General features: G+C 40.6%; 6 protein-coding genes. All 6 read right to left on the bottom strand.

The annotated features are described in order from the left end of the window. Positions 1-3 precede the first annotated feature (3 nt). On the bottom strand, positions 4-2610 hold the full coding sequence (locus DXC10_RS13790; RefSeq protein WP_117738098.1) for an ATP-binding protein: 2607 nt from the start codon (positions 2608-2610) through the stop codon (positions 4-6). A gap of 281 nt (positions 2611-2891) precedes the next feature. Beyond that, positions 2892-4445 (bottom strand): sulfatase-like hydrolase/transferase, encoded by a 1554-nt coding sequence (locus DXC10_RS13795; protein ID WP_101545714.1) that lies wholly within the window; start codon positions 4443-4445, stop codon positions 2892-2894. 40 nt (positions 4446-4485) lie between these two features. After that, positions 4486-7305, bottom strand: coding sequence for a M60 family metallopeptidase (locus tag DXC10_RS13800; RefSeq protein ID WP_117738099.1), 2820 nt, complete (start codon positions 7303-7305; stop codon positions 4486-4488). 107 nt (positions 7306-7412) lie between these two features. After that, a complete protein-coding gene (locus DXC10_RS13805) occupies positions 7413-8738 on the bottom strand; it encodes a BT_3987 domain-containing protein (RefSeq protein ID WP_117738100.1) in 1326 nt (441 codons plus the stop codon). 37 nt (positions 8739-8775) lie between these two features. Then, a complete protein-coding gene (locus DXC10_RS13810; protein ID WP_117738101.1) occupies positions 8776-10710 on the bottom strand; it encodes a RagB/SusD family nutrient uptake outer membrane protein in 1935 nt (644 codons plus the stop codon). A 19-nt stretch (positions 10711-10729) separates the two neighbouring features. After that, a complete protein-coding gene (locus DXC10_RS13815; RefSeq protein ID WP_117738102.1) occupies positions 10730-14104 on the bottom strand; it encodes a TonB-dependent receptor in 3375 nt (1124 codons plus the stop codon). Positions 14105-14130: the final 26 nt, after the last annotated feature.

A 14130-nucleotide genomic window follows, 5' to 3' on the forward strand; every position in this document is an offset into this window, starting at 1 on the left:
ATACTATTCGTTCGTATCGGGAACGCGTACTTCAAAGCGCGTTCCTTCACCCAATCGAGAAGTCACCTTTATAGTACCCCTCAGACGTTCTACAATTGTCTGGCAGATACTTAATCCCAAACCTGCACCCTGCGTAAAACTGTCCGCTTTATAGAAGCGCTCGAAAATACGTTGCTGGTCTTGCTCCGAAATACCTGCTCCGGTATCTTGTACAAAGATCGTAGTGTAACCGGGATCATGTATCTCGTAACCGAAAGTGATATTCCCCTTCACCGTGAACTTCTTGGCATTGTTTATCAGATTATTCACGACTTGCTTCAAACGTACGGAATCGGTTATCACGTATTTACCGGAATCTTCGGGAATTTCCATACACAACTCCACTCCTTGTGGCATACTCAAGCGTTGAGAATCATATACTTGCTGCATGATATATGTCAAGTTAAAGGAGGAGAACTGGAAGTCCATCGTACCGGACTCAATACGTGAAAGATCCAAAATATCATTGATCAATGCCAGCAACAAGGTACAGTTGGTATTAATGGTCTCTACAAATTGCTGTACCTCTTCGGGTGAGAAAGCATCAATATCTTTCAACAAATCAGAGAAACCGACAATCGCGTTCAGCGGTGTACGGATTTCATGGCTCATATTGGCAAGAAATGCAGACTTCAGCTTATCTGCCTGGAGTGCGCGGTCTCGGGCGGCTATCAAGGCTTCTTCCGTATCCTTATAACGCTGGATACTTTGGCACACACCCAAAACCATATAAGGAGCATCGGAGGTCATACCGTCATAGGCAGTACTACGGAACTCCCACCACTCATAGCCCCCATCCACATTTTGTAAACGGAAGTTCATACGGGAATTCAACTCATATCCGGCAATGATGGCATCGAAACGTTTACGGATGTTTATCAAATCATCGGGATGGATCAGGTCGTCCAACTCTTCCCTGGAAACATAATCTTCCGTCGCACCCGAATAGTTAAACCGTTGCAGCAGTCCGCCAGGGAAATGGAAACAATTCATACGCATGTTATACTGCCACGGATAGATGGAACTTTCCTCAACGGCCATATTGAAGAAACGCCTCTGCATTTCTTCATCAGAAATATTGCGGCAGACAATCGCCATACCCGTCAACTTATCATTGGCAAAGATGGGTACCACTTCACCGGATATGGGGAAATAGGTTCTATTTACATTTTCCTGCATAAAGGTCTTTTCCGGAATAGACATCGGTTTCTTATCGGTACGAACCTGTTTCAGCAAATCATGCAGAATATTCTCTCCATCCCTGTATATCCTGAAAATGGAACCGGCTATTTGACCTTCATAATGACGCGCCGAATGCGTCTCGGGTGAAAGTCCCAGCATCACCATCAAAGCACGGTTTACGAAATGGATACGCAGGTCGGTGTCGTACGTAATCAATCCGTCACGGATGGAGCAGAAGATATTATCAAATTCATCCCTTTGTTCCACCAAACGATGCTGTATCAACAGCCGCGTCTGTGCATGTATACGCCGGCGTGATTCCCGGCGATTGGCACGGATCAGCCAAAGTACCAGTAGGACCAACGCCCCTACAATCAATGAATATAAAATAATAAAAAGCGCACGGTAACGTTCCATCAGTGGAATATTCAAGATAATGCCTTTTTTCTCTGCGATATCAGGGTCTACATTAAAAAAATCCAACTGTTTATAGTCATACAATAATTTTCCCTTCTGATCGCTCACACCGAAAGAAGCCGGAGATTTTCCCCTCAATATTTGCGCAGCCTGTACACCTGCGGCATACGCGTCTTCGGAGGGTTTAACATCGTAGACACATAAAACTCCATTCGTCATGGCCAGGTTTTGGCTGGCAAAGACGGGAGCTTTCAGTTTTAAAGAAAGGAAAGGTATCCATTTAGGAGAAATGACAAAATGTTTATAAGCATTATAGTCATAGCAGATGGAAGTAATAATGGAATTCAACGATTTAACCTGTACATTCAGTATCTTCAAACTATGCTCGGGATACTTGGATCTTAAACGTTCCCAAGACTCTTCCACAGCTTTTACACCTTTAAGACTCAAGAAGCTGCTGTCTGACAAACAAACTATTTCTTTACGATTACCAAACAAACGTATACCTTCTTCCATCAGTACATCAAAATCGGTTTCCGACGTATAACCGGAGACATTAGGCATTCTCTCCAACAATTCCTTATCAGGAAACTTAATACCGGAAACCACTACAGGTAACTGATAGGGTAAAGAATCGCCACAATGCATCAAAGTGAAGAAAGCCTCATCACCGGAAGTCACAATCAAATCGGTTTTTCGTTGACGAGCGCGCTCACAAATACGCCGCATGATGACACACTCGGAAGAAAAAGTCCAAAAGTCGGCATTCAAATATTCCGTAAAAATATTTGCATTCACTCCTCCTTTCTCCAATCCATTACGTAATCCCTCTATCAAAAGTCCATGCCACGGAGAATGACTGGTATATGATTGTATGAATAATACATTGTATGATTTTTCATTCGCTGAAAGTGTACCTGATGTCAAGCACAAAAGAACAAACGAGTATATTACGAACAGGTGTTTCCTCATATTTTTATTTTGGATTGTCGCGCAAATATTTCTTTAAATAACGCAAATATACAAGTTATATTGGGAAAATGCACCAATTCTGCAAAAAATATTTAATTACCATAAAAAGCTTGTCCAATAGAGTTTTTAGCCTCTCTCTTCTTGACATTTTTGGTATGGATAAGCATTAAAAAAACGGATTATCAGGGTAAAAAAACAAAAAAATGCGGTTTCTGCCTTATAATACGTTTCATTATCGAAACAACCCGTATTATCCTGCAAAAACCGCATTAAGAAAATAATTAATATCGTGTCACTTTATTCGTCGTAGACTTCAAATATTCAAAACGATTGATCATTTCGCCCATCAGCTTCGGATATTTATAAGCTACATTTTCTTGTTGCCCGATATCCTTCTTCAAATTATACAACTTATATCCATAGCCAAGGCCGATATATTCTCCATCTTCTTTACTATAAGGATTGTAGTAAGGAGGGATCAAAGCCCAGTCTCCTTGGCGGAATGCATAATTGAACATGCCTTCGATAACCAGCTCTTTGCGTCCCTGCTTACTTTTTCCCAAGAAAGCATCCATCGTATTCTCGCTGTCCAACTTTTCAGGATAAGTCTGTCCCAGTAAAGACGCGAAAGAAGCAAGCATATCCATCTGGCATACAAAAACATCGGATACTTGAGGTTTCACCGCTGCAGGCCAACGAAGCATGAAAGGAATACGTGTACCACCGTCAAACATGCTCGTTTTCCCTCCACGAAGAGGACCTGCTATCTTATGATCACCCACCAACTTCACTGCATCATCCTTATATCCGTCATCAAGTACCGGCCCATTATCACTGGTAAATATGACTATTGTATTTTCAGCCAGTCCCTGTTTGTCCAATTCCTTCAAAAACTCGGATACACACCAATCTGCTTCCAAAATAACGTCTCCACGCGGTCCCATCCCCGACTTACCGGCAAAACGTTCGTTCGGCACACGGGGTACGTGCGGCTGGTGCAATCCGTAATACAAGAAGAAAGGAGCATCTTTATGATCATCCACAAATTGCTTTGCCTTATTCAAGAACAATTCGGCCATTTCTTCATCTTTCCATTGCGCAGCCTTACCTCCTTTTTGAAAACCGATACGCGGCACACCGTTTACGATGGAACCGGCATGTCCCACACTCGGGTGCATCCGTAATAATTCAGGATTGTCTTTACCGGTAGGTTCTCCCGGAAAGTTTTTACGATAATCTACATACAGCGGATCACCGGGATCCAAACCAACAACACGCCCATTCTCCAAAAACACACATGGAACACGGTCATTAGTAGCCGCTTGAATAAATGAATAGTCATACCCTATCTCGGCAGCTCCGGGACAAACATCTTTATTCCAATCCACTTTACCGTCGCCCAGACCTATATGCCATTTTCCTACAGAACCGGTAGCATATCCGGCTTGTTTCATCAACTTGGGCAAAGTTATTTTCTTCGTATCGATAATCAAGGCAGCATTACCAGGAAGAATTTTCGCATCTACATTAGTCCAGGGATAAAGCCCTGTCATCACCGAATAGCGACTGGGGGTAGAAGTAGCCGCCGTACAGAAACCTTGTGTGAAACGGATACCTTCATTGGCTATACGATCCATACCCGGTGTAGAGATACGATGGGCGCCGTAACAACTCAAGTCACCGTATCCCAGATCGTCCGCCACAATCAGAATGATATTCGGCCGTGCCTGCCTGTCAGCTGCTTTTTTCTCCGGTTGCAACTGTCCGGCCAGCATAGTAGCAGGTAATGAAGAAAGACCTGCCAACGCACAAAATGCAAAATTAAAATCTCTCATATTTTATTTATTTAAAGTTAGACATAAGATTGCCTGTCCATCATTTGAATGATACCTGTGTTTTAGTTCCATTTGCAGCAACGGCATAAACTTTGAAGCCCTGGGGCAATGTAGCGTTTACGGTAAATGATGTCTCCGGCGATACAAATATCAGTTTACTACTGTTGTCATAAACCTCGAATGCCACTACATTTTTCCAACCGGTCATTGTCAGTTTGGAACCGGAATAGGCAGCCGTTCCCGCAATGACCGACGCACTTGTCTTATACATTTCCAGATTATTATCCGTTATATATTCTAATTTATGCTGCGGAGCGGTATATCCCAACTGGGAAATTCGTTCTATCAGGGCGTCTACCTGAGATTGAGTCACTTCGACCTTACCTTTATTATAGGTATCGCTACCCTCAAACAACCCTTTTTTCAAAAATCCCCATTTGATAAAGAAGTCCGTCAAGTTCAGTCCTGACACCTTGCTACAGATATAGGCAAATTCTATCTGCCGTTCACCATCCGTCTTCAAATCCGGATTGACACGTATATATTCGTATACATCTTTGTAAAAATCGGATTTACCCAATGCATAGTCCATATATAGTTCTAACTGCCAGAAAGGTACTAATTTATCGAATACATCTTCCAATTTTGCATGGAAAATATCGCTGTTGCAAAGAGCAAGTGTCATTGCATGCTCATAATAATTATTAAAACTGCCTTTCGAAGCCGCAGGAGCCGTAGTTGCCAATCGTGAAGCAATCTTATAAAGCTTCTGAATGTGCATCGCACAAATATTATTCGTTACTTCTACCGTTCCGAACCATTTCAATCCCGGACGTGTCTGGTTACTATGCCCCACTTCATGGGCAGGTCCCCAATTATTGGTCTTCATCTCGTCCACACTACACAGCCTGCTCATTGTAGACAGATGATAAGCAGTATGGTAAGCGGTTGAATACATATAATCGCCTTCACCGTACATCACATTAAAATACATACGGTTTTTAAACATACGATTATCGGTTTCAGTACCGGCACCGCCATCATTATTATATTTTCTCAATCCCAGAAACAATTGTTCCTGATATACGATATCATCAAAAAGATCAATCAAGTCTTTCCCATTGGAAGCATTCTTCAGATTGGCAACAGGGAAAGTGAGATGTGCGTATTTTCCTATTACATCGAAATACTTATCCACGGCTCCGTTGAGTAGTGTCGCCCACTGTTCACGAGTATGCTTCGCCACATCAAAATATCCATTGACACTACCGGATGCAAAATGTATCTTTATCTCCGGATAATTTGCCGGATTGTCATTGACATGATACATCAGGTATATCAAACCTTTCTTCTCCGGAACAATCTTGTTTACACCTGTTTTCAAAGCATAAGAAACACTGCTGTTGAAGCCGTCCTTGTTAGTATCCATATCCTGTATACGCAAACCGATATTCTGTTCGTGGGTATCGCCCACCAATACAATCAACGCCTCGCCTTTCTTGGCAAAAATACCAGTAGGATTATCCAGTAAACTATAGGTACTGGTCTTATTAAGAGCTGCCTGTACATCCGGATGCTGGTATGGCTTATAAGCAGCAATACGGAAATCAGCCGGATATTTACCTTTCAACATGTAATAGGCTATATTCTTGAACAACGGATATTCGCACGCTTCAATCTCCGCTTCTCCAATACCATCTTTTAATTCGGAACAAGTAGCATCAGTAAACAATGTCAACGGATCAAACCCTTGCGGATTTTTAGCAAAGAACTGCATCTCGGCACAAGAAGCATGTCCTCCTACTCCGGATTTTACAATCAAACGGACTGCTTTGGGTTTCTGTATTGTATTGTTAAATGAGAAAGAAGCCGTGACACCTTTCGAACCGAAATCAAAATTCTTGTTACCTGTGACACTCACAAAAACAGGATGTTCTTCAGTGGATATCTGAACCTCAACCTCGCCAAAATGCCCATTTGTTCCACTGGTACGCGGATAATAAGTGAAGTAGTCAAGAGTTTCCGTATGATCTTCAAAATACCAGGTCAACGTTACGGGATAATGGCTTGTAACGCCTGTGGCAAAAGGGTAATTAGAGTGATAGATGGTAGCCATATCTCCATCAAAAGTATTATCTATATTCTCTCCGGCATGATAAGTGGACGCTTCGCCCTTTATTACTTTCAACTGAACATCATCTACTATTCCCTCTGCATCGCCGGCGGTGTAATTATCCAATCCATTCTGCACAATCACAACTTCGGCTGAAGCATTGGACTTTTTGTCTTTTACCACCACCTTGTCAGTACGTGAACTGCTTCCACTATTGGCATTCACGGAAAACTTATAGGAGACTTCAATCGTAGTAGTACGTGTAGCAGGTATTTTCTTCATCCAATCCGGATACGTAATTTCCAAGTCATTTTCCGTTAAATTGGTCGTCACTACAAAATCAAGTTGACCTCCTGCCGCACTTAAAGTAAAAGAGGTGGGTGATACTAATATATCGGCATCGGTACCTAACTGACGTACCAATATTTTCTCACTCAACTTACCATTGTTTATGGTAACATTGGTACTACGGACTGTCTTATCCGGACTATCCGTCACGTTAATCCTTACTCCCGTGCCAGAATTAACAGGTTGGGCATCACACCATTCAGCGCCATTCTCATCTACCGAAACCGTCCAGTCTACAGGAAGTGATTTTACATCAATAACAACAGAATTCGCCTCTTTATAAAAATCAGCGTTTTTCGAACTCAATTCCAATACGGGAATTGAATCATCATCGTCTTTACAGGACGATAATGAAAATAGCAATAAGGATATAAATAAATATACAAAGCTTTTTTTCATACTCTCAGTATTAAAAGAGGGCTGATCAAAAGGAATCTAATTTACCATTACATTACCTGTTTGTCAGCCCTCTGAACGTTTTTAATCAAGGTTAGAAGAGAATGCGGTTATTTTCCATATAATTCGAACTCAGAAAGAGCCCACGTTTTAACACCATTAGGATTAGTAGATTTATGAACCTCAAAACGAACATAAGTATAAGAATTACCCAAATCCATCACCGGACAACCCTCATAGTAAGTAGTAGTGGTAGTAGGAAGGCCATCTGCTGAAGTAAACTTCTTAATTTGGGTCCAACTTGCCCCATCATTGCTCACATAAATAATGAACTCTGACGGATGCTGATTAGTATTTCTTGTTGCATACCTTATTTTCAGTTTGGAAATAGCAGCAGCTAAATGGATATCCAGCATATGCGGGAATGGCTTAGCCGCACCTCCGTATGCAACCTGTGCATAAGTATTTAATTTTCCATCAAACCAATCTGCAAAAGTACCTTCAGCCATAGTAGTTCCGGTTAAACTAAACATATTCGGTGTAAGCGTTATTTTCGGTATCGAGTTCTTCAATCCGATTATAATCGTATTGTCACCGTAGAAAGGATATTTTGAAGTTATTTCCAATGGAAGTGCAAAATCTCCTTCCAAGTTGGTGATATCAACTTTCACTGTCAAGTTAGCGGTTGTATTACCCTTTGTAATGGTAAGCGTACCTATGGTATAACCGATAGTCATCAGTTTATAATCTACTCCATTCTCCAAATTATAATCATCCAACAGCGATTTTTTTACGGTCACTGCACATGTTATATCCTCCGTTAATGGCGTACTTAAAGTTACGGGAAGTTCATAAGTATACTCCGTTACCCCCTGAGTGATTGCAAAAGGTAGTTTAAATCCGTTTTCTGCAAGTGACAACTCCGGTTGATACACCGTAGGTTTCACAATAATATATTTATTCTTAGCATTAATAGGCGAAGTACCTTCGGCAAGTTCCATCATCAATACATAGGTAGAACCATCTGCACTCAATCCGGAAAACTCCTCAGGATGGAAAGTAACTGTTTTGACTTGATACAAATCTTTTTCTCCAAAAGAAACAGACATATCAGCGGGCAATTCATAACACTCGGCAGGCAGTTGCTTGAAATCAGTCTTATTTTCATCATTATAAGCTTTGACATCAAAATCGCTCAAGACCTTCAGTACAGCCGAAGCTGCCATATTCAAATTGTATCCTCCCTTGTCAATAGTAATGTCATAAGTAGCGGGTTCACCAGTATTATAGAATGTCACGTCTTGTTCGTTACTATTCAAGATGCAAAGAAATGATGTATATTCATCCAAATAGTCTTCTTTTCCATCACTCAGACAGGCTCCCATAGTCAACAGCAAACAGCCCAAAAGTGAAAGTGTATATATTTTTGTCTTCATATCAATTTAATTCTAATTAGATTAATAATACAATAGCTTATTTCCAACCGTAATTCTGCGTCAGCAATTTGTTACGATCCAGTTCCCTCTGGCTAAATGGATACAAATAGTGGTTAGCTCTGAATACCCGATTTTGAACAACTGTTCTACGCCAAAAAGCACTCGGAGTATCGTCGCTTGAGGTTGCTTTCGCTTCAATGTTCATACCATAGATTGGGCCATTATCGGTACTTGTAGCAATCATCCATGTACGTGTATCAAAATAACGATGGTTCTCAAAAGCAAGCTCTACCCTACGTTCCTTACGACATAACTCAATCAATTCAGCAGTAGTAACATTCGGATAAACCTCTGTTATCGGTTTCAATCCAGAACGGTCACGCAAATCATCCCAATATTTCATTGCATTGGTACGATACTGCGCATCTCCTGTCCTGTTTTCCCACTCCAAGGCTGCTTCAATATAATTCAGATAAATTTCTCCCAAACGGAAAGTTGGAAATACCATATTCCCAGGTTGATTATTCACAAAATTTGCTTTGTGATTAACAAAACGATTTATCAGGTATCCACCTCTTGAATGGTCGTGGGAAGTATTCGAATTACCACCATTTGCCAGACTGCATAGTACATAATTATCTTTATTCGGTCCACATCTCCAATAACTATCACTCCAATATACGGCTATATAAAAACGTGGTTCACGCCCTACAAACATATTACGGCATTTACGAGTAGTATATTGAGCCTGATCTGCCTGACCTTTCCCCAGATAAGCAAGATAAGGATTTTCAAATAACGTCTCACCATCTTCCGAATATTTGGAAGCCTGATCAACAACAGGAGTCCCGTCAGCCTCATATCCCGTAATCGGATATCTGCCATCCTTCATCGCATAAGCATCTACTTGTTGCTGTGAAGGTCCCAAAGCACCATAAGCTTCACCATTACCTCCCATTTTTGTTTTTACACCAGTCGGAGTGGTTCTTCTGGCAATGATATTCCGGTTTGCATAACCCGTAGACCAGATAAGTTCACTATTCCAATTTTTTTCGGTAATACCTAAGTAATTGGCGTACGCATTTGTACCGTCGCCCTCCCTGTATAATGTATATTTACCCAGATCAATTACAGCTTGAGCCGACAACACAGCTTCTTGCCATTTTGCATTATCATATGTTTGTGGAAAAAGTTCTTGTCCTGAAAGATCCGGAAATTCTGCAGTCATAGGATTCTTTACCGCACTATACAAGGTATTACCATTAAATAAATCGCGGGCAGAATAAAGTTTCAACCTTGAAATTACAGCTAAAGCAGCACCCGCCGTAGGCAAGCCGTATTCTTCACCTGCATTCCAACTCTCTTTACCTTGTGACTTAAAATATTCAGCACATTTGGTCATCTCGGCTGTAACATAATCAACGCATTGTTGCCAGGTGTTACGTGGACGATATAAAGATTCTGTGGTTGCATCATAAGGCAAGAGTTCGTCTCCTACAAGGAATACCGGTCCATAATTGCGCATCATAAGAAAATAATAGTAGGCCCGTGCCCAACGTACATACCAGTACCAATTATCTTTTTCTTCCTGCGTTACGGTAGGATCTGTACAATTCTGAACATTCTGCATGAAAATATTACATTCACGTATTCCATTATAAAGATTTAAGTTACCCGAAGGTATATTTGATGCATTCCAAGCACCGGTATTTATAGATTCAGCCCCTACACTGGCCGCGTTAATCAACTCATCTGTCGCAGTACTCTGAGGGGTATTCACATAACCGGTCAAATCATTTGGCAGAAAACTCATTACACCGTGAAAATATCCACGCACGTATGCCCTTTTTTGCCAAATTTGTTCGAAAGTCATATCTTCCGTTTCCTGCTTATCCAGAAAACTCTCACATGCAGTTAACAATGGAATTACTCCACAAAGTAACAATATATATTTTACTATTGATAGTTTCATATTGATTTCGTATTATTAATTAGAAATTAGCATTTATACCGATAGTCACAGTCATATTATTAGGATACTTTGCTCCGTTTGTAGTATCCAACAATTCAGGATCCCATAGTTTAAACTTACTGAACGTAAGTAAGTTTGTACCGGCAACATAAAGTCTGAAAGACTTGATAAAAGTTTTATTCAACAATGTTTTCGGTAATGTATAACCGATTTCCGCATTTTTCAGACGAAGAAAATCACGATCGCGTAACCACAATGTAGATGACTGGTTATTATTAGAGCTACCGGCTTCTGAACCATAAGCTACCCGGGGATATTTTGCCAAGGCATTTTGCTCGGCTGTATTGGTTGTTTTCCATGAGTATTTATAAATATCCTCATAAAAAGCGGAACGATCCATATTATCACTAGCGAAAGGATGCAAAGGATTACTATTTAAATAGATGGAAGAATGTGCTACGCCCTGGAAAAATACGCTTGCATCAAAATCTTTCCACTTAGCGGTCAAACCAAATCCATAAGTAATTTCAGGCAGATCGGTATAACCGATGGCTATCTGGTCATAAGAATTAATGACGCCATCTCCATTTATATCCTGATATTTAATATCACCTACTCTATATTCTCCAAATGATTGTTTCGGGCTGTTGTCTATTTCTGCCTGGCTCTCGAAATAACCTAAAGCGATATACCCTTTACGCTGTACGGCACCATTACGTCCAAACGGTTTACCAATAGAATTTTGATATTTATATTCCCAATCCGGTTCATCATTGTTCAACATCTGATTGCGTGAAAAAGTAAAGTTTCCACGACCTGTCAACAAGACTTTACCCACTTGTTGTTGATATTCAAGGGTGCCGTCAATGCCGGATACTTTGGCCTTACCGACATTTACATACGGAAGAGTAGAAAGACCTACAAGCGCAGGCAATCCTGCACGTTGAAGGAAAATACCATCACGTTGTTCATAGAAATAGTCTACCTGAAGTCTCAATTTATCAAACAAACGAGCCTCAACTCCTATATTTACTTTCGTAGCTTCTTCCCAAGATACATTTGTGTTTTCAATTTCACCTACCCGATAGGCTGTAGGTTTCTGATTGCCAGTCTCTCCATAAGCCCATACATTGGCAACCGCCAATGTATTAATTGTCGACTCATACGCCCATCTTCTTAATGTTCCGATATCATCATTACCTACTTTACCATAAGATGCTTTTACTTTCAAGTCATTTACCACTTTAGTCAACGGCTCAAACCATTTTTCATTAGAAATCATCCAGCCTAATGCATAAGCCGGGAAGAAACCGAAACGATGCCCACGGGCGAAATTCTCTGAACCGGTATATCCCATATTGAATTCTGCAAAATATGTATCCTTATAGGCATAGGTCAAACGTCCTGCAATTCCCTGGCTTTTGTATGGCAAGGACTTTTTTTGATTTTCCGCAGTCAACAGTTTATATATTTTATGGTTGTACAGGAACAATGCACCAATACGATGCTTTTCTGCAAACAAACGAGTATAGTTAAGAGAACCTTCCATATATGTGGTCATTTTGGAAACAGTTACCGGTTTTTCATATGACAAGTTATTGGAACCTTCATAAATAGTTTTATAAAGTAAATTACCATTTTCATCCCGCCCTGTCGCATGATACTGTGGAGCAGTCTTTGAACGTACCTGTAATGTATTATTGGAGGCATCCCATGAGAACTTGATATTGGCTGTCAATCCCGGAGTAATCATATCTAATTTTTGAGTAATTCCAACCAATGATTGTGCAGAGTTCCAATTTTGCTCACGATAACCGGAGTGTACAAGCGAATTCCACGGATTATCTCCACTTGCAGCACTTGGTGCAGAAAGAGTACCGTCAGAATATTGTGCAGGATAGGCATTCGGAGACGCATTGAATGCTGTTGCCCATATATCGTCTACTTTTGCTCCTGGTCCCCATGAACTTTCATAAATATTAGCCAAGTTCACGTTAAATGTGGTAGTCGGGGTTACCGCAAAATCCATATTGGCACGGAAATTAAATTTCGTATAATGGATGGAAGAATTGTAATCGTAAACATTACCGGCATTTCTAAAAATAGAACCTTCATTATAGAAACCACCTGATATATAGTATTTACAAATATCGCCACCACCAGAAAGGTTCAAGGTGACACGTTCGCTTGAAGCCAAATTTTTATACATTTGATCCAACCAATTCACATTCGGATAAAGATCCGAATCGGAACCATCTCTATATTTCTGAATATCTTCTTGGGAGTATCCTCCGTCACCATTACCGGTCAACCCTTTGGCTTCATTATACATCTCGGCCCATTGCATTGAGTTTACCATTTCGGGCATACGGGTAGGAGTTTTAAATCCCATCTCTGCACGTACATTAATACGCGGCTTGCCTTCGGTACCTTTCTTTGTCGTAATCAGGATAACACCATTGGCTCCGCGCACACCATAAACAGCCGATGCAGAAGCATCTTTCAAAATAGAAAAAGTAGCAATATCATCTACGTCAACTAAATCCAGTTCACGTTCGATACCATCTACCAAAACCAAAGGAGTAGAATTTCCTTTGAAAGAAGCAATACCACGAATGTAGAAATCGGAAGCACCATTCTTACCCGGTTCACCGGACGCCTGCATAGAAACGACACCAGCCAATTGCCCAGCCAACACATTGGATATATTAGCCCCCGGAATATTCAGCCCGCTTACATCCATTGAAGAGATAGCACCTACCACACTCTCTTTCTTCTGATGTCCGTAACCTACTACAACTACTTCTTCCAATGCTTTTGTATCCGAATACAGGGTAACATTAATTACATTATCATTGCCGATAGCCACTTCCTGTTTCTTCATACCGATATATGAAAATTCAATGACGCCACCAATGCCTTCTACAGTAAGAGTATACCTTCCATTCAAATCAGTAATAGCACCGGAAGAACTGTTTTTTAACCATACACTGGCACCAATGATAGGCTCTTTCAGATCCCCATCCATAATGATACCTGTTATTACACGCTTCTTGGGCTGCTGTTCAATACTTTCAGATTTTGATACTTTGAAAATAACATCCTTATCTTTAATCACATAATCAACATCAGTGCCTGCAAGCAACTGTTCCAATAATTTGTCGACCGTGCCACTGAAATTGATGTTTCTTTTGGAATTATCTTTTAAATCACTATCCTTATAAAAGAAAGTATATTCACTGTTTTTCTCTATGAACCGGATAGCTTCTTTTAAAGAATATTGTCCTTTCACCGAAATATTGCTCTGTGCAGCCAGAACCGAAATCGGATATAAGAACAAAAGCACCGCGATAATCCTAAGATATCGCCAATAAAAAAAATCTCTTTTTTTCATGTTTTACTTAATTAATATTAGACATA

This window comes from Bacteroides sp. OM08-11 (assembly GCF_003438665.1).
GTDB classification, from domain to species: Bacteria; Bacteroidota; Bacteroidia; order Bacteroidales; family Bacteroidaceae; genus Bacteroides; species Bacteroides cutis.